Here is a 16,605-nt window from a genome sequence, read left to right as displayed (position 1 = left end):
GGCGCTCTTTTGTCGCAGGAAACTGGCGGCGTTCAAAGGCCTTTCATTGCAAGGTCCAACTCGGATCACACGCCACTTCAACTGCGGCTCGATACGACGTTGGCGCTGGACCAGCGCGCCGGCTGATGTGGCAATGCGATCACAGGTGATGGCAATCGCCAGATTTGTGGTGATCCGTCCAAGTAGGTGTGGCGCGTGCCCCAAGCCGAAGCAGCGCCGCTCCCAGTATAGCTACCTGACGTCGCTTTCGAATACGCGCGCCGGTTGCAGGGGGCTCAATGGCAATCACGGGAAGATTTCTTTCGACCGCTGCGTTCGGTCTTGCACTGACGCAGGCGGCCTCAGCCGCGGATCTGCCCGTCAAGGCAGTTGCGCTTGCGCCTGCCGCTGTCGACTGGAGCGGCGTCTATGTCGGCGTGCATGCCGGCTATGGTGGCGGCATGAAGGACTGGTGGGTCGGTAACGTGTTTGGACCGAACAATGATTATGCCGCGAGCGGCTTCCTCGCGGGCGGACAGATCGGCATCAACAAGCAGATCGCAAGTCTGGTTTTCGGTCTTGAGCTGGACGGGTCATGGGCCAATATCCGCGGCTCTCAGAACATGCGCGTTGAAGAGCCGTTCTTCATCGATACGACCGCCACGGTCACATCGAGGATCGAGGCATTGGCAACGGCGGCGGGCCGCGTCGGCTTGGCGGCCGACCGCTGGCTGGTGTTCGCAAAGGGTGGCATCGCCGGCGCGTGGGAAAAGCACAGTAGCAATGCAGCGAGCAACGACTTCTTCGCCGGCACCTCGTCATCGAGCTTCAGCGGGAATGAATACCGTTGGGCACCGATGATCGGCCTTGGCGCCGAATATGCATTGGAGGGGAATTGGTCGGTCAAAGCCGAATACGACTACTTGCATTTCGGCACGCGGTCGGTGCGGATGAGCGGTAGCTCCACAGCTCTCCCGACTCCTTTCTCGGTTGATGTACCGATCACGCAGGATTCCATCCACCTGATCAAGGTGGGCGCGAACTACCGAATTGCTGATCCTGCGGTCGATCCCAAATATCCGCCCGTCAGGGCGGTGCCCGGCACGAACTGGACCGGCGGCTTTGTCGGCGTGCAGGGTGGCTATGGCTTTGGTCGCGAGTGGCGGAGCCAAGCTCCCGCACCCCTGCCGGGCAGTGGCAGTTTTGATGTCAGCGGATGGCTTGGAGGCTTTGACGGCGGCGTCAACGTTCAGTCCGGCGTGTTTGTGCTCGGCGTGGAAGGCGAATGGATGTGGACGGGTATCAAGGGCAGCCGATCCTCCACGTTCCCGTTGGGCGGATCGATGGTAACGTCCGGTCTGAACACCTCGACCGACTGGCTTGCGATCGCCAGCGGCCGCGCCGGCTTTGTCGTCGGCGATCGCCTGCTTGTCTATGGCAAGGCTGGTCTTGCGCTCGCCAATGAAAACCACGCAATGAATGGCGTAGAAGTCTTTGGAGCCCTCAGCGAATCTCTCGCAGCCAGCGGCAAGGCCCTACACTCAGGCGCCGTGATCGGAACCGGGCTTGAATATGCATTGGCGGGCAATTGGTCGGTCAAAGGCGAGTACAACTACATCCGCATGTTCAACCAGCAGACGAGTCAGAGCGGCACTTACAGTCAGCCCCTGTGGGCCCCGGCAGCGGCCGCTGTCAACAGCGCGATCACGCAGGATCTGCAGCTGTTCAAGCTAGGCGTGAACTATCACTTCAATCCGCTGCCCGGAGCCATCACCGCACGCTACTGATCCGATGACCGGGCTTCGATGCGCCCGTCAGCTTTCGTTCCGCATCTGACTCCAGTTCGTTCTCGAAGAACAAATCAGAGCCGCAAAAATCGCATCGGAGCAATTCCTACCGATTGGTTTATTCGGATCGAGATTTGGAATGCGCACGTCACTTGTCCGGAAAGTTGACGCCGATCTCGGTCACCATGGGCGCCCATTTCACCAGCGTCGCGTTGTCGGAGGCGATCTTCAGGCCGTCACGCGACCTCGGCGCTCCGGCCTTCTTGCCGAAGCGGATGGTCACGGTGCAGCCGTCCCGCAAAGGCCGGCCTCGACGCGCTCGCGATCAGCACCTCGCGGCCTTCTGTTACGGGTTGTTAGGTCGCGGCATCAAATGGTCGAGCAGGCCGGTGGGGAGCGGAAACACCACCGTCGACGAGCGTTCACCGGCGATGTCGTGCAGAGCCGCGAAGTAACGAAGCTGCATTGCCTGAGGCTCCTGCGCCAGTATCCGGCCGGCTTCGACGAGCTTTTCGGCGGCCTGCTGCTCGCCCATCGCATTGATCACCTTGGCCCGCCGCAGGCGCTCCGCCTCGGCCTGTTTGGCAATCGCGCGAACCATGGTTTCGTTGATATCGACGTCCTTGATCTCTATGCCGGTGACCTTGATGCCCCAGACGTCGGTCTGCTTGTCGAGGATCTCCTGGATATCGGCGTTCAACCTGTCGCGCTCGGCAAGCATCTCGTCGAGCTCGTGCTTGCCGAGCACCGAACGCAACGTGGTCTGGGCGAGCTGGCTGGTCGCCGCCATGTAGTCACCGACCTTGATGATGGCGCGCTCGGGGTCGACGATGCGGAAGTACAGGACGGCGTTGACCTTGACGGAGACGTTGTCGCGCGAAATTACGTCCTGCGGCGGCACCACCTGCACCATCACCCGCAGATCGACCTTGACGAGTTGCTGCACGATCGGGACGAGCAGGATGAGGCCCGGGCCCTTCACACCGGTAAAGCGGCCGAGCGTGAAGACGACGCCGCGCTCGTACTCGCGCAGGATTCGAATAGCCTGGGATAGAAACACGATGACAAGCAGCGCAAGCGCCGCATACGTCAGATATTCCAGCATCATGATGGACCTCCCTCGCCTGTCCGGGCGGGTGTGCGGCGTATCAGCAGCGTCAGGTCGACGACATTGGCGACCTCCACCGTCTCTCCGGGCTTGAAGGTTTCGGCGCCGCGCGCCTGCCAGCGCTCACCATGGGCGAAGACATGGCCTTCGTTCCCGTTCCAGTCGAGAACCTCGGCGGGCAAGCCGCGCATGGCCTGCGCGCCGACCAGCGCAGGAGCTTTGCGGACGCGCCGCAGCGAACCAAGCACGACCAGAGCAAAGCCGCTGAACACGACCGCAGTGACACCGATCACCCACCACGACAATTGGTATCCAGGCGCCTCGCTCCTGAAGAGCATCATTGCTCCGAGCACGAAGGCGATGATCCCGCCGAAGCCGACCACCACGGTCGGGTTGAAGGCTTCGATGGTGAGAAGCACGAGTCCCACCAGCATCAGGGCGAGGCCGGCATAGTTGATCGGCAGCAAATTGAGCGCATAGAGGCCGATCAGCAGGCAGATCGCGCCGACGACTCCCGGGGCGACGGCTCCGGGAGACATGAACTCGAAGATCAGGCCGTAGATGCCGACCATCAGCAGAATGAACGCCACGTTGGGGTCGGTGATGACCGCCAGGAACCGGGATATCCGTCCGGGCTCGACCGCTTCGACGACAGCATCCTTTGTTGCGAGGCGTTGCGTCCTGCCGCCTGCGAGCTCCACCACGCGGCCATCAACCTGCCGCAGCAATTCAGCCTGATCGCGCGCGACGAGATCAATGGCATGTGCCTCCAGCGCGCCGTTGGCAGAGAGTGTTGCAGCCTCGCGGACCGCCTTCTCTGCCCAGTCCACATTGCGGTTGCGCAGCTCGGCGAGGCTTCGGATGAAGGCGACGGCATCGTTCGTGGCCTTCGCCGTCATCGCGTCCTTCGGCTCATGCTTCTTGTCTTTGCCATCCTTGTCGGGTGTGCCGCTCGGCAGGCCCGGAAGCGGCCCGCCAATCTGGACCGGCGTCGCCGCACCGATGTTGGTGCCTGGTGCCATCGCCGCGATGTGGGTCGCATAAAGGATATAGGTCCCCGCACTCGCCGCGTGGGCGCCGGAGGGAGCGACGTAGCCAATGACAGGGACAGGCGAGGCGAGCACATCCGCGATGATCTCGCGCATGCTGGAATTGAGCCCGCCGGGCGTGTTCATCCTCAGAAGCACGACCTCGGCGCGCCGTTCGCTCGCGCTGGCCAAGGCCTCCCGCACGTAGCTGGCTGACGCCGGGCCAATCGCCCCGTCGATCGAGACAACGAGGGCTACGCGCTTGCTCTCCTCCGCTGAGCTGGGAAGGAGGCAGCAGATCAAAGCCACGACGGTGATCGCCGCAACGAGGGCCGCCTTCATGGTCTGCACGGCACGGGCTCCCTTGCAGAGCATATGGTATTCTTCTCATGAAACCTCAATGCTGCGCATGGAGATCAACGTCCCGATTGTGCAACGCAATGGGAATGCCCATGCAGGATTGCCGACGCGCTCGCGGCGCGGCTCTATCCACTTTCTGCCTGGCCTAGCAGCGGCTTCAACCATTCGCGCGTCAGGCCAATGTCGTCTTCCGTGATCGAATGCCCCGTCGGCAGCACGTGATGCGCTACGTCGGCGCCCATGTGCGCCAGCCGTTGTGCCAGGCGAGCCCCGTCGCCGCGCAGCCGCCGCTCGTCATTGTCACCATCGACCAGGAGAGCCGGGACGCGCGAGAGGCGCGTGTCTGGAGCGACCGCGAACGGCGACAGCGGCCTGAAAAGAACGGCACCGGAGAGACAGCGAGGATAGAGCATGAGCAGCGCAGCGGCCATGATGGCGCCGTTCGATAAGCCGATCGCGACCGGCGGCCTCGGGAAGCGATAGTTCTTCCCGATCCGGACCACCTCGCCGGCCAGCACATCGGCTCGGGCAAGTAGATCGCGTTCATCGATCGAGCGATCCTCGAACCGGCGAAAGAAAGCGAAGCCGGCCTCCCAGGGCACGGCGCCTCGAAGCGCGACGGCCATCGAGCCCGGGGCGAGCCGCCCAGCCAGCGGCACCATGTGCAGCTCCGTGCCGCTCGAACCGTGAAGCATCAGCAACGGGGTGTGATCCGGAGCGGCACCCTTGATGAAACAATGGTCATGAGCCGACAATGGCAATTCCTCACCTTCAACCGCGCAACTAAGATGGGATCTACCTCCACTATACCACGTCGCCGTGAAAGCCTTCTGCAGCTCGCAAGGCTTTCCGCAAGCCGATACTGATGTCAGCTTTCGTTCTGCATCTGACTCCAGTTCGTTCTCAAAGAACAAATCAGAGCCGCGATTATCGCGGCGGACCAATTCCTACTGATTGGTTTATCGCGGGCGGAATTTCGAACGAACCATGATTGCATAACGCGGGTCGCGAGCACGCAACGTCAGGCCTCGGGCAAAAGCCGCCGGGAGATCGTCAACGCGTGCTTGCAAGTTGAGCTGAGAACTGGAGAATACCGGCAATGCCGCGTATTCCGTCATTGCGAGCGCAGCGAAGCAATCCAGACTGCCTCCGCTGGAAGATCCTGGATTGCTTCGTCGCAAGGGCTCCTCGCAATGACGAGGACAGAGCGAGACTCGCGCCCGCGTGGCCTACGCCGCCGCCTTCTGCCGTGTCACCAGCGCTTCGCCGAAGGCCTCGAACAGCTTGCGGTTGATCGGATTGTGCTGCGGGTCGTACTCCGCGTGCCATTGCACGCCGAGAGCAAAGCTCGGGGCCTCGGCGATGCGGATCGCCTCGATGGTGCCGTCCTCGGCGATGCCTTCGATCAGCACGCGCTTGCCGGGATCGAGGATGCCCTGCCCGTGCAGCGAATTGACCCGGATCTTCTCGCAGCCGAGAATCGTCGCGAAGGCGCCGCCAGGCGTCAGGTCGACGTCGTGACGGTCGGCGAACACCACGGTCGGATCGGGATGGATCTCGCCGTTCTCGAGCCTGGGCATGCGGTGGTTCATGCGGCCGGGGATCTCGCGGATCTCGGGATGCAGCGAGCCGCCGAAGGCGACGTTCATCTCCTGCAGGCCGCGGCAAATGCCGAACAGCGGAATGCCGCGGGCGACGCAGGCGACCGAAAGGGCCAGCGCGACCTCGTCGCGGTGGATGTCGTAAGGCTCGTGCTTCTCGCAGGGATCGACGTTGAAGCGGGTCGGGTGAACGTTGGCCCGGGCGCCGGTCAGGATGATGCCGTCCACGGTATCGAGCAGCGCCGGGATATCAGTGATGTCGGGCGAGCCCGCGAACATCAGCGGCAAGCCGCCGGAGACTTCGGCCACGGCGCGCAGGTTTCGCTCGCCAACCATCTGGACCTGAAATCGATTTTCGACGCGATAGGAATTCCCGATCACGCCGACGACCGGCTTTCTCATCTGTCGTTCCGCGCCTCCCGATAAGAAGATTCCCCAAACATGCCCCTCAGATGAAACAAATTCAACAGAAGGGATCGCGGGACGGCAATGCAATTTTCGCGCAAATGCCTCCCGGGCTTCCATCCCGCCGGCCACGGGGAGACCTGCCGCCTTCAGCGCAATTGCCGCTGTCTCGCCCGGCGCGTCCAGCCAGGGAAGCTTGGCCTCGATTCCGCGCGTCACGGGCTCTCCGAGCGCGCCCCCGAAGTCGATCGGCCAGAACCCGTTGGGCACCACCTCGGCGGAGAAGCCGCGGATCGCGTAGCCGTCGCCCAGGATTGCCTCTGCATGGCCGCTGTCGACAAGGCGCGCGGTCTTGGGATCCCTAGGATCGCCGAAGCTCACGAGCACGGGAATGAGCTCCCCTTGCACCGGGACAACGCCGGTCTGCCGGCTCATGTCCTTGAACGACACCCGGCTGCCGCGCGCAATGCCATAGGCGCGGAGCGCCACATAGTTGATGTCGTCGAGGTCGAGCTTGGCGCCCTGCTGATGCGCCAGCAAGACCACGATGTTCTTGCCTTGGCCGAGATCGACGAACACAGCCTCCCCACGCATCGTGGTGCGGCCACTGCGGTTATAGTTGCGATCGGGCACGACAGCCAGAATGCCCGAGGCGGTCTTGATCCCAGCTGGCGTCGTCACCTCGACCGTCAGGCGGAATTTATGGTCCGGCCGGTTGATCCGGATCTGGTCGCCACCGACGAGCAAAGCCAAGAGCCCGAGCAGACCGGCCCACTTGCTGATAGTGCCCAAGCGCCCCTCACTTCTGTTTCCTCACCGCTCTGCACCTTTCGCGCGGGGGCGTCAAACGGGCGCGTTGCCGCTCTTGATCGGAGGCGCGTTTGTCGAAAGAGTGCCCCGATTGCAGCTACCAAAGACAGGATACGATGTGACCTTTCCCGCAGATGAACGACCCCGCGCCCGTGCCGACCTCGCGCGGGATCAGGCCTGGGCGATCGCGGTCGGCGGCATCGGCATGGTGCTGTTCACCGCGCTGCTCGCCTTCACCTGGTTTTTTGCGACCACCGTGCTGCTGATCTTCACCGGCATGCTGCTCGGCCTCGGTCTCAACGCGCTGGTCAATGCGCTCGGTCGGCGGGTCCACCTGCCTCACACGATGCGGCTTGCAATCGTCTGCGTCGCGCTCGCTCTGCTGCTTGCGGGCGTCGCCTATCTCGGCGGCGCCACCATTGCCGAACAGGCCTCGCTCCTGAGCAAGACCATCAAGTCGCAGATCACCAATGTCAGGTCCTTGCTCGAGAACCACGGCATCGACACCAGCTTCTTCGATCTCGGCAACGCTGCGCCGGACTCCGCGACCAACGCGTCTTCGGAGACGACGCCCGCGCCGGCAACGCCCTCGCGCGCTCCCCTGCCTAGCGCCGGCGCGCTCGCCTCCAGCGGCGGCGCGATCGTGAGCCAGACCCTCAAGCTGCTGCTCGGCACCATTCACGGCGTGGGCAACATCTTCATCGTTCTGTTCCTGGGCCTTGCCTTCGCCGCCCAGCCCAAAGTCTATCATGACGGCCTGCTGTTCCTGGCACCGGCGCGGCACCGTACCCGTGTCGCCATCGTCATCGACCATATCGCGGAGACGCTGGAGCGCTGGCTGATCGCCCAGATCATCGTCATGATCGCGGTCGGTGCCGTGACCTGGATCGGACTTGCCGTCATCGGCATCCCCGGCGCGTTCATCTTAGGGATTCAGGCGGGCCTGCTCGCCTTCATCCCCACGGTGGGAGCCATCATCGCCGGCGTCATCGTGGTGCTGGCGAGCCTCGCCTCGGGATGGATTCCCGCCTTGTCGGCGTTTCTGCTCTTCATGGGCGTGCACGCCATGGAAAGCTACGTGCTGACGCCGATCCTGCAGCGCCAGGCGCTCGACATCCCGCCGGCCACGCTGTTCGCGTTCCAGATCCTGCTCGGCGTCGTCTTCGGTATCTGGGGCCTCGCGCTGGCGCTCCCGCTGGTCGCCATCGCCAAGGTCATGATCGACCATGTCAAGACGTATGAGGCGCCGCCTCTGGCGGAGGCGGCCTGACACTCATTCCGTGGTCAGCACGGTCTCGGTGTGCTCGACCTCGCGGGGCGCGGCAAAATACTGGCCGACCAGGCCGCGCCATTCCGCGAAATTCTCCGAGCCGCGGAAGTCCACGGTGTGGTTCTCCAGCGTCGCCCATTTCACCATCAGCCGGTAACGCTGCGGCTTCTCGATCGACTTGTGCAGCTCGAAGCCGTGAAAGCCCTTGGAGCGGCCGAAAGCGGCCTTGGCCTTGGCGACGGCCGCCTCGAAATCCTTCTCGCTGCCCGGCTTGACGTCGATTTGCGCGATCTCGGTGATCATCGGCTTTCCACCCTGTTTGTTCGATGGCCGTGTCTAGCGCAGCCGGAGCCAAAGAAAAAGGCGCCGGAACGGCGCCCTGCCCCAGCCCAATTGCGGGTGCGTCAGGCGAACAGCAGAACGGTGCCGGTCACGATCAGCGCACACCCCGCGAACAGCACGAACGGCCAGTAGCTACGATGCTGCGTGTAGCGTCCTTGCGCGCGGCGCTCGGTGATCAGCGCGCTCTCGTATTCGTCCGCGGTCGAGAACAGACAGGCGAAGCCGCCGCGGGCCGAGGCGGCCTCGGCTTCGAGCGACATCAGGGCGGCTTGCGGATTCTGTCGGCGGATCGATTCCATGGCCACGATGGTAGGGATCGAATGGTAAACAGAGATTTACCGCAAGCCCGCCCTGCATTCTCACGCGGTGGCCGGACGCGCCTGCGATGCGCCGATCCGCGCCGCGCTCTGACGCCGCCAGTTCTCCAGCGACAGCGGCAGCTCCTCGGCCGCCTCGACGCGGTTGCGGCCGCCGCGCTTGGCCTGGTAGAGCGCGGTGTCGGCCGAGGCCAGCAGCACCTCGAGCTCGGTGCCGGCCGGACCGCCGGCGACGCCGATGCTGACGGTGGTGTCGACCGGACCTTCGTCGACCACGACGCCGGAGGTCTCGAACGCCTCGCGCACGCGCTCGGCGACCAGCACGCCCTCCTCCAGCGCGCACGGCAACAGCGCGGCGAACTCCTCGCCGCCGATGCGGCCCGAAAGGTCGGAGATGCGCAAATTGCTGACCACGACGGTGGAGAACAGTTTGAGCATCTCGTCGCCGGCGGGATGGCCGAAACGGTCATTGATCGACTTGAAGTGGTCGATGTCGAAGATCATCACGGTCACGGGCCGCCCGGCCTTTGCCTCGCGCTCGATCACGCGCGCACAGGCCTCCGAGAAGCCGCGGCGGTTGAGCATGCCGGTCAAAGGATCGGTCGATGCCGCAGTCCGGTGCGCGGTGACGGTGCGTTCCGACACCAGCATGAAGATCACGAACACCGTACCGACGGCATAGAGGATGAGCTCGACCGCGAACACCGTAACCCAGATGCTCGAGGAGAAGCCGGCATCATGCGGACGCAGGACGCTGCCGATCACGATCGGCAGCATCAACACGCAGCCGTGCATCACCGGCATCACGAGGGCCGGCCACCGCCGTTGCACGCTCTTGCGCCGTTCGGTCCAGAGCTCGCTCGCAGTCAGCGCCGCGTACACCGAGACGATGCCGGCACCGACGAGCATGCGCAGCATCGATGCCGTGGGATCGAGCAGCGTCGCAGCCGCGACCCAGGCGAGCGCGCCGAGCACGAGCCCGGGCCAGTTCGGCTTGCGTCCGTGGAAGACGCGCGCCGCGTTCCATACCATGCCGCAGGCGACGAAACCGACGGCGTTCAGCGCGAGGTACAAGTGCGGCCCCAGCCTGTCGCCCGCCGCGGTCCATAACGCGACGGAGGCGGCACCGAGCAGATAGGCGGTGCCCCACCATTTCAGCGCCGGGCTGTTCTCCTGCTTGCCGAAAAACACCATCATGGCGCCGAGCAGTGCGGCGACCATGGTGGCGACCAAATAGAGCGTGATGCTATCGAGCGACATCATGTCGGCCCCCTTTAGAAAATAGCAGTTACGCGATCGGCCCAGCCGATTTGCGCGCCCTTCCGAAGGCGACGCTAGGTCGCGCGGGTTCCATTCAGGTTTTCGCGGATCCCTAAGTTTTCGGGAAACACGCCATCAATTTGCATACAAACGAACAACAAAAAGGGCGCTGAAATCAGCGCCCTTTTGCATCTCATTGAAGCCGCTTTCGCGGCGAATGCGACCGAAGCGATTAACGCTTCGAGAACTGGAAGGAGCGGCGGGCCTTGGCCTTGCCGTACTTCTTGCGCTCGACCACGCGCGAGTCGCGGGTGAGGAAGCCGCCCTTCTTGAGCACAGAGCGCAGCTCCGGCTCGAAATAGGTGAGCGCCTTGGAGATACCGTGACGGACCGCACCGGCCTGGCCGGACAGACCGCCGCCGGCGACGGTGCAGATCACGTCGTACTGGCCCGAACGCTGGGCCACCGAGAACGGCTGCTCGATCATCATGCGCAGCACGGGACGGGCGAAATAGACCTCGACCTCGCGCGAGTTGACGGTGACCTTGCCGGCGCCCGGCTTGATCCAGACGCGGGCGACCGCATCCTTGCGCTTGCCGGTCGCATAGGCGCGGTTGAACTTGTCGACCTTCTTCTCGTGCTTGGGCGCCTCAGGCGCGGCCGCCGTCTTGAGCTGCGAGAGCTGGTCGAGCGACTGAATGGATTCGGCCATGTTATGCGGCCCTCGTGTTCTTGCGGTTCAACTTGGCGATGTCGATCTTCTCGGGCTGCTGCGCCTCGTGCGGATGATCAGCCCCGCCGTAGACGCGGAGGTTGCCCATCTGGACGCGACCGAGCGGACCACGCGGGATCATGCGCTCGACGGCCTTCTCGAGCACGCGCTCAGGATGACGGCCCTCGAGGATCTGGCGCGCGGTGCGCTCCTTGACGTGGCCGACATAGCCGGTGTGCTTGTAGTAGGTCTTCTGCTCGCGCTTGCGACCGGTGAGTACCGCATGCTGCGCATTGATGATGATGACGTTGTCGCCGCAATCGACGTGCGGGGTGTAGGTCGGGAGGTGCTTGCCGCGCAGGCGCATGGCGACGATGGTGGCGAGACGGCCGACGACCAGACCCTTGGCGTCGATCAGCACCCACTTCTTCGTCACCTCAGCCGGCTTTGCCGAAAAGGTTTTCATGTCGGAGTTTCCGTGGACGGGAGATATCGGCGCGAACACCGCGCCGGACTGCGCGGGTTCTAGAGAAGAGCGGCGCAACGGTCAATGCCCCAGAGCGCAGATTAGCAACATAAAATCAATGACTTAAAAATATGGTGTGATATTACCTGCAAAAAGCTCAAACATTTGGAATGGAATAGGTCGAGGTGACGTGGGCGATCGGATCGGGTGAGGTCCCGGACAGGAGGTTCACCTCCCCCACGGCAAGGCGCTTGCCAAGCTTGAGCAGCCGCGCCTCGGCCAGCACGTCCTGCCCGGGCTGGCCCTTGCGCAGGAAGTTGATGTTGAGATTGGTGGTAACGGCGAGCCCGATCGGCCCGATCGCGGACAGCAGCACCACGTACATCGCGAAATCCGCGAGCGCCATCAGGGTCGGGCCCGACACGGTTCCGCCCGGCCGCAGCATCCGTTCGCTGTAGCGCTGGCGCAAGAGGCTGGTCTGGCCGTCCGCGCTCTCGATCGTGATGTCGTCACCGCTGAAGGCCTGGGGAAACTCGTCACGGAGGAACTGCTCCAGCTCCGCCACGCTCATTTTCGCTAACGCCATGCCGTCCCCACCCTCGCTTCGCCTGCCCTGTTACATTAAGTTATCGGTGTCATCCAATTGCAATCATTTAGGGGAAATCGCGTCAATGTCCTCCCAGGCCGCCCGCGCCCCCGCCCCGCAACCGCCGATCCTGCTGCGCGAGATCGTCGGCAGCGTCGCCGTGCTCACGCTGAACCGACCAGCTGCGCGCAACAGCCTGTCGGAGGCAATGATCGGACAGCTGCATGCGAGCCTCAATGCGATCGCGGAACACAAGCACATCCGTGCGGTCGTGATCGCAGCCAACGGCCCGGCTTTTTCCGCCGGCCACGACCTGAAGGAACTGACCGCGCGCCGCACCGATCCGGATCACGGCCGGGCTTATTTTGCGCAGATCATGACGGCATGCAGTGCCATGATGCAGGCGATCGTGCGCCTGCCCAGGCCCGTGGTCGCTGCCGTCCAAGGCATCGCCACCGCGGCGGGCTGCCAGCTGGTGGCAAGCTGCGATCTGGCGATCGCCTCGGAGGCGGCGAAGTTCGCCACGCCCGGCGTCGACATCGGCCTGTTCTGCTCGACGCCGATGGTGGCGCTGTCGCGCAACGTGACGCGCAAGCAGGCCATGGAGATGCTGCTGACGGGCGAGCCTGTCACGGCCGACCGCGCCCGCGAGATCGGTCTCGTCAACCGCGTGGTGCCTGCCGGCACCGAGCTCGGCGCCGCGATCGAGCTCGCGCAACAGGTCGCGCTGAAATCCGCCTACACGATCAAGCTCGGCAAGGAGGCGTTCTACCGCCAGGCCGAGATGAGCCTTGCGGATGCCTATCGCTATGCCGCAGAGGTGATGACCGAGAACATGATGGCGCGCGACGCCGAGGAAGGCATCGGCGCCTTCATCGAGAAGCGCGCGCCGACATGGCGGGATGAGTGAAATTCGTCATTGCGAGCGAAGCGAAGCAATCCAGGAATCCCTCCGGGGAAACAGCCTGAATTGCTTCGTCGCTTCGCTCCTCGCAATGACAAGAAAGAAGAACGACAAATGAACCACGACGCCTATCCCGACAATTACATCCGCGGCATCCTCAACGGCGTGAAGTCGATCGCGATGGTCGGCGCGTCGCCGGTCAATGTGCGGCCGAGCTATTTCGCGTTCAAATACCTGATGCAGCGCGGCTACGACATGATCCCGATCAATCCCGGCCATGTCGGCAAGGAGCTGCTCGGCAAGCCGTTCGTCGCGTCACTTTCGGACATCGGCCGTCCCGTCGACATGATCGACATCTTTCGCAACTCCAGCCACATCATGCCCGTCGTCGAGGAGGCGCTCACGCTCGACCCGCTGCCGAAGGTGATCTGGATGCAGCTCGGCGCGCGCGACGATGCCGCTGCGGCGAAAGCGGAATCAGTCGGTATCAAGGTGGTCATGAACCGCTGCCCGAAGATCGAATATGGCCGCCTGTCGTCCGAAATCTCCTGGATGGGCGTGAATTCGCGCACGCTCAGCTCCAAGCGCGCGCCGGCGCCGACGCAGGGCATGCGGCTATCCCTCAATCGGATGAGCGTCGGCGGTGGCAACACCGCCGCATCGGATCGTGCTGCGAAGAACAAGAGCGAGCAAAGCTGACGCACTTGCGAAGGCTTCGTTTCGCGAACGCGACAATGCGTAGCACGATCATTCCCAAAATGATCCTGAGGTGAAGCCGCGCCTTGACGTGGAACGCGGCGCCGATCAGCATGCCGCGCGATTTTCAGGCCACAAGAACAGGACGCCCTCAATGAGCGATCGCCTTCCGGGATTTTCAACGCTTGCCGTGCATGCCGGTGCACAGCCCGACCCCACCACCGGCGCGCGCGCAACTCCGATTTATCAAACGACCTCTTTCGTCTTCAACGATGCCGACCACGCCGCCTCGCTGTTCGGCCTGCAGGCATTCGGCAACATCTATACCCGCATCGGCAACCCCACCAACGCCGTGCTGGAAGAACGCGTCGCCGCGCTCGAAGGCGGCACGGCCGCGCTCGCGGTGGCCTCCGGCCATGCCGCGCAGGTGGTGGTGCTGCAGCAGCTGCTTCAACCTGGCGACGAGTTCATCGCCGCGCGAAAACTCTATGGCGGCTCGATCAACCAGTTCACGCACGCCTTCAAGAGCTTTGGCTGGAACGTGGTGTGGGCCGATCCCGACGACATCGCAAGCTTCGAGCGCGCGGTGACGCCGCGCACCAAGGCGATCTTCATCGAGTCCATCGCCAACCCCGGCGGCAGCATCACCGACATCGAGGCGATCTCGACCGTGGCACGCAAGGCGGGCGTTCCGCTGATCGTCGACAACACGCTGGCCTCGCCCTATTTGATCCGTCCGATCGATCACGGCGCCGACATCGTCGTGCACTCGTTGACGAAATTTTTGGGCGGCCACGGCAACTCGCTCGGCGGCATCATCGTCGATGCCGGCACCTTCGACTGGTCGACCGGCGGCAAATATCCGATGCTGTCGGAGCCGCGCCCCGAATATCACGGCATCCGCCTGCAGGAGACCTTCGGCAATTTCGCCTTCGCGATCGCCTGCCGCGTGCTCGGCCTGCGCGATCTCGGCCCGGCGCTGTCGCCGTTCAACGCCTTCATGATCCTGACCGGCATCGAGACGCTGCCGCTGCGCATGCAGAAGCACTGCGACAATGCCAAGGCCATTGCCGAATACCTCGCGGGACATCCTGCGGTGGCCTCGGTGAGCTATGCTGGCCTGCCGAACGATAAGTACAACCAGCTCGCGCGCAAATACGCACCAAGGGGCGCCGGCGCGGTGTTCACCTTCAGCCTGAAGGGCGGCTATGATGCCGGCGTCAGCCTGGTGTCGAAGCTGCAGCTGTTCTCGCACCTCGCCAATGTCGGCGACACCCGCTCGCTGGTGATCCATCCGGCCTCGACCACGCACAGCCAACTCGACGACGCCGCCAAGGTGAAATCCGGCGCCGGCCCCGACGTGGTCCGGCTCTCGATCGGCATCGAGGACAAGGAAGACCTGATCGCGGATCTGGAACAGGCGCTGGGCGCGTAGCGCCTGGGAACGACGGCGGCCCTTTCGGCCGCCGCCGGTTAACCCTCATTAACCATACCTGCCCCATACATCGTCCTTGGATCGCCCCTTTGATTCGGAGCCGACGATGCTGCGCTGGATGGTGCCTGCCCTGGCAGTGATGCTGACGGCGTCGGCTGCAATTGCCGCCGATCTGCCGGCGACGCCGAAGCGGCGCGCCGCCGTGCCGCAGGACCCGCCTCAGGTCTATGTCGAGACCGATCCGGATGCGCTGATCTCGCCGGCCTATGGCATCGGCAGCTATATCCGCAACCTGCCGGGCACGCCGCTGCTGCCGGGCTCGCACACGCTGCCCGGCTATTACGGCCGCCCGTGGAGCTACGATTATCAGGGCTCGTATTACGGCGGGAAGCAGGTCGATTATTTCTGGCGCCTGCCCTACGCGTGCGGCGTCTACGGCTATTGCTGATCAGCCGGGCTGGCTCACGGGAACTACGCGCGGCTGCGCTTGCGCGGACTGTCGTGAGGCGAGCCGCTCGACCTGCATCACTGCCAGCGTCAACACCACGATCGCTACGGCCTGGTGCGAAAGCGCAAGGTCGATCGGCACCTGGTTGAGCAGCGTGAGGATGCCGAGCACCGCCTGCACGCTCACCGCCGCGAACAGCCACAACGCGCCGCTGGCTGCCGCCCCTGCCCGCAAACGCACCGCGTCGATCGCATGCAGCAGCGCGAGCACGAACAGCGCATAGGCGGTCATGCGGTGCTCGAACTGTACCGTCAGCACATTGTCGAACATGTTGCGCCACCACGGCGTCTCGAACCACAACCGCTCCGCCGACGGGATGAACGCGCCATCGATCTCAGGCCAGGTGTTGTAGGCCCGCCCGGCGCGCAGGCCCGCGACCAGTGCGCCGAAATAGATCTGCACGAACGTCACCACGAGCAGCAGCGCGCTCGTGAACCGCAGCCGCGCGGACACGGCGATCTGCGGCCGCTCCTTGAGCCGCCGCACCGTCCAGACGATGCCGGCGAAGATCAGGAGCGCGAGTAGCAGATGCGTCGCCAGCCGATATTGCGACACCTCGACCCGCTCCGTGAGGCCCGAGGCCACCATCCACCAGCCGACCGCCCCCTGCAGCCCGCCGAGCGCGAACAGCAGCCACAGCCTGCGCTTCAGCTCACCGGGCAACCCGCCGCGCCAGAGGAAGAACAGGAACGGCAAGAGATAGGCGACGCCGATGAAGCGGCCGAGCAGCCGGTGGCTCCATTCCCACCAGAAGATCTCCTTGAACTCGGACAGGCTCATGCCTGAATTGAGCTCGCGATATTGCGGGATCTTCTTGTAGGCCTCGAACGCCTCGGCCCACGCCGCCTCCGATAGCGGCGGAACACTGCCCGTGACCGGCTTCCATTCGACGATCGAAAGGCCGGATTCCGTCAGCCGTGTCGCACCACCGACCAGCACCATCAGCGCGATCAGCGCGGCCACGCAGATCAGCCACCAGCGCACGGCGCGATGCGGCTCGGATGGGGCGGAAATCGTCGTCATTTCAGAGA

The 16,605-nt window shown here is 64.0% G+C and carries 18 protein-coding genes; 6 read left to right on the top strand and 12 right to left on the bottom strand.

What is annotated here, in order from left to right; genetic code table 11:
• Positions 1–278: 278 nt before the first annotated feature.
• Complete coding sequence (locus ACNJYD_RS17440; RefSeq protein ID WP_439367144.1) at positions 279–1,766, top strand: outer membrane protein; 1,488 nt, start codon at positions 279–281, stop codon at positions 1,764–1,766.
• A gap of 148 nt (positions 1,767–1,914) precedes the next feature.
• On the opposite strand, the gene ACNJYD_RS17435 is transcribed toward ACNJYD_RS17440, so the two are convergent.
• The 5 genes from ACNJYD_RS17435 to ACNJYD_RS17415 form a co-directional block, all read right to left on the bottom strand.
• Positions 1,915–2,049, bottom strand: coding sequence for a hypothetical protein (locus ACNJYD_RS17435; RefSeq protein ID WP_439367142.1), 135 nt, complete (start codon positions 2,047–2,049; stop codon positions 1,915–1,917).
• Between the two features lie 63 nt (positions 2,050–2,112).
• On the bottom strand, positions 2,113–2,874 hold the full coding sequence (locus ACNJYD_RS17430) for a slipin family protein (RefSeq protein WP_172783499.1): 762 nt from the start codon (positions 2,872–2,874) through the stop codon (positions 2,113–2,115).
• Positions 2,871–4,253, bottom strand: a complete 1,383-nt coding sequence (locus ACNJYD_RS17425) for an NfeD family protein (protein WP_212255163.1) — start codon at positions 4,251–4,253, stop codon at positions 2,871–2,873. The genes ACNJYD_RS17430 and ACNJYD_RS17425 overlap by 4 nt, the downstream gene beginning before the upstream one ends.
• Positions 4,254–4,387: 134 nt before the next feature.
• Positions 4,388–4,924 (bottom strand): alpha/beta hydrolase, encoded by a 537-nt coding sequence (locus ACNJYD_RS17420; protein ID WP_439367140.1) that lies wholly within the window; start codon positions 4,922–4,924, stop codon positions 4,388–4,390.
• A 567-nt stretch (positions 4,925–5,491) separates the two neighbouring features.
• On the bottom strand, positions 5,492–6,265 hold the full coding sequence (locus ACNJYD_RS17415; protein ID WP_439367486.1) for a gamma-glutamyl-gamma-aminobutyrate hydrolase family protein: 774 nt from the start codon (positions 6,263–6,265) through the stop codon (positions 5,492–5,494).
• A gap of 931 nt (positions 6,266–7,196) precedes the next feature.
• Here ACNJYD_RS17415 and ACNJYD_RS17410 point away from each other — a divergent pair.
• Positions 7,197–8,348: an AI-2E family transporter gene (locus ACNJYD_RS17410; RefSeq protein WP_439367138.1), complete on the top strand. Its 1,152-nt coding sequence runs from the start codon at positions 7,197–7,199 to the stop codon at positions 8,346–8,348.
• Between the two features lie 3 nt (positions 8,349–8,351).
• Here ACNJYD_RS17410 and ACNJYD_RS17405 read toward each other — a convergent pair whose 3' ends face one another.
• The 6 genes from ACNJYD_RS17405 to ACNJYD_RS17380 form a co-directional block, all read right to left on the bottom strand.
• Complete coding sequence (locus ACNJYD_RS17405; RefSeq protein ID WP_439367136.1) at positions 8,352–8,651, bottom strand: antibiotic biosynthesis monooxygenase family protein; 300 nt, start codon at positions 8,649–8,651, stop codon at positions 8,352–8,354.
• Positions 8,652–8,752: 101 nt separating this feature from the next.
• On the bottom strand, positions 8,753–8,989 hold the full coding sequence (locus ACNJYD_RS17400) for a hypothetical protein (protein ID WP_212255157.1): 237 nt from the start codon (positions 8,987–8,989) through the stop codon (positions 8,753–8,755).
• Positions 8,990–9,049: 60 nt separating this feature from the next.
• The gene (locus tag ACNJYD_RS17395; RefSeq protein WP_212255156.1) at positions 9,050–10,270 is read right to left on the bottom strand and encodes a GGDEF domain-containing protein; all 1,221 of its coding nucleotides are present in this window, start codon (positions 10,268–10,270) and stop codon (positions 9,050–9,052) included.
• Between the two features lie 229 nt (positions 10,271–10,499).
• Positions 10,500–10,979: a 30S ribosomal protein S9 gene (gene rpsI / locus ACNJYD_RS17390; protein WP_018642439.1), complete on the bottom strand. Its 480-nt coding sequence runs from the start codon at positions 10,977–10,979 to the stop codon at positions 10,500–10,502.
• 1 nt (position 10,980) lies between these two features.
• The gene (gene rplM / locus ACNJYD_RS17385; RefSeq protein WP_018642440.1) at positions 10,981–11,445 is read right to left on the bottom strand and encodes a 50S ribosomal protein L13; all 465 of its coding nucleotides are present in this window, start codon (positions 11,443–11,445) and stop codon (positions 10,981–10,983) included.
• A 157-nt stretch (positions 11,446–11,602) separates the two neighbouring features.
• On the bottom strand, positions 11,603–12,031 hold the full coding sequence (locus tag ACNJYD_RS17380; RefSeq protein ID WP_025036650.1) for a PaaI family thioesterase: 429 nt from the start codon (positions 12,029–12,031) through the stop codon (positions 11,603–11,605).
• A gap of 85 nt (positions 12,032–12,116) precedes the next feature.
• On the opposite strand from ACNJYD_RS17380, the gene ACNJYD_RS17375 reads away from it, so the two are divergent.
• The 4 genes from ACNJYD_RS17375 to ACNJYD_RS17360 all read left to right on the top strand — a co-directional run bounded on the left by ACNJYD_RS17375 (position 12,117) and on the right by ACNJYD_RS17360 (position 15,514).
• Positions 12,117–12,941, top strand: a complete 825-nt coding sequence (locus ACNJYD_RS17375) for an enoyl-CoA hydratase (RefSeq protein ID WP_439367133.1) — start codon at positions 12,117–12,119, stop codon at positions 12,939–12,941.
• A 108-nt stretch (positions 12,942–13,049) separates the two neighbouring features.
• Positions 13,050–13,634 (top strand): CoA-binding protein, encoded by a 585-nt coding sequence (locus ACNJYD_RS17370; protein WP_260379369.1) that lies wholly within the window; start codon positions 13,050–13,052, stop codon positions 13,632–13,634.
• A 151-nt stretch (positions 13,635–13,785) separates the two neighbouring features.
• Entirely contained in the window at positions 13,786–15,066 is a 1,281-nt protein-coding gene (locus tag ACNJYD_RS17365) for an O-acetylhomoserine aminocarboxypropyltransferase (protein ID WP_172783488.1), read from the top strand.
• Positions 15,067–15,172: 106 nt separating this feature from the next.
• Positions 15,173–15,514 (top strand): hypothetical protein, encoded by a 342-nt coding sequence (locus tag ACNJYD_RS17360; protein ID WP_212255153.1) that lies wholly within the window; start codon positions 15,173–15,175, stop codon positions 15,512–15,514.
• Here ACNJYD_RS17360 and ACNJYD_RS17355 read toward each other — a convergent pair whose 3' ends face one another.
• Positions 15,515–16,597 (bottom strand): COX15/CtaA family protein, encoded by a 1,083-nt coding sequence (locus ACNJYD_RS17355; protein ID WP_439367131.1) that lies wholly within the window; start codon positions 16,595–16,597, stop codon positions 15,515–15,517. It lies immediately after the preceding gene.
• Positions 16,598–16,605 lie beyond the last annotated feature (8 nt).

This window comes from Bradyrhizobium sp. SPXBL-02, assembly GCF_051853065.1.
GTDB lineage: Bacteria > Pseudomonadota > Alphaproteobacteria > Rhizobiales > Xanthobacteraceae > Bradyrhizobium.
The sequence above is the reverse complement of the archived record's forward strand: the minus strand, read 5'-3'. Positions and strand labels throughout refer to the sequence as shown.

Coding starts and splice junctions, on each gene's coding strand:
- ACNJYD_RS17430 (WP_172783499.1), bottom strand. CDS start 2,874: ATGATGCTGGAATATCTGACGTATGCGGCGCTTGCGCTGCTTGTCATC.
- ACNJYD_RS17375 (WP_439367133.1), top strand. CDS start 12,117: ATGTCCTCCCAGGCCGCCCGCGCCCCCGCCCCGCAACCGCCGATCCTG.
- rpsI (WP_018642439.1), bottom strand. CDS start 10,979: ATGGCCGAATCCATTCAGTCGCTCGACCAGCTCTCGCAGCTCAAGACG.
- rplM (WP_018642440.1), bottom strand. CDS start 11,445: ATGAAAACCTTTTCGGCAAAGCCGGCTGAGGTGACGAAGAAGTGGGTG.
- ACNJYD_RS17365 (WP_172783488.1), top strand. CDS start 13,786: ATGAGCGATCGCCTTCCGGGATTTTCAACGCTTGCCGTGCATGCCGGT.
- ACNJYD_RS17355 (WP_439367131.1), bottom strand. CDS start 16,597: ATGACGACGATTTCCGCCCCATCCGAGCCGCATCGCGCCGTGCGCTGG.
- ACNJYD_RS17360 (WP_212255153.1), top strand. CDS start 15,173: ATGCTGCGCTGGATGGTGCCTGCCCTGGCAGTGATGCTGACGGCGTCG.
- ACNJYD_RS17380 (WP_025036650.1), bottom strand. CDS start 12,031: ATGGCGTTAGCGAAAATGAGCGTGGCGGAGCTGGAGCAGTTCCTCCGT.
- ACNJYD_RS17370 (WP_260379369.1), top strand. CDS start 13,050: ATGAACCACGACGCCTATCCCGACAATTACATCCGCGGCATCCTCAAC.
- ACNJYD_RS17405 (WP_439367136.1), bottom strand. CDS start 8,651: ATGATCACCGAGATCGCGCAAATCGACGTCAAGCCGGGCAGCGAGAAG.
- ACNJYD_RS17395 (WP_212255156.1), bottom strand. CDS start 10,270: ATGATGTCGCTCGATAGCATCACGCTCTATTTGGTCGCCACCATGGTC.
- ACNJYD_RS17440 (WP_439367144.1), top strand. CDS start 279: ATGGCAATCACGGGAAGATTTCTTTCGACCGCTGCGTTCGGTCTTGCA.
- ACNJYD_RS17420 (WP_439367140.1), bottom strand. CDS start 4,924: ATGGTGCCGCTGGCTGGGCGGCTCGCCCCGGGCTCGATGGCCGTCGCG.
- ACNJYD_RS17400 (WP_212255157.1), bottom strand. CDS start 8,989: ATGGAATCGATCCGCCGACAGAATCCGCAAGCCGCCCTGATGTCGCTC.
- ACNJYD_RS17415 (WP_439367486.1), bottom strand. CDS start 6,265: ATGAGAAAGCCGGTCGTCGGCGTGATCGGGAATTCCTATCGCGTCGAA.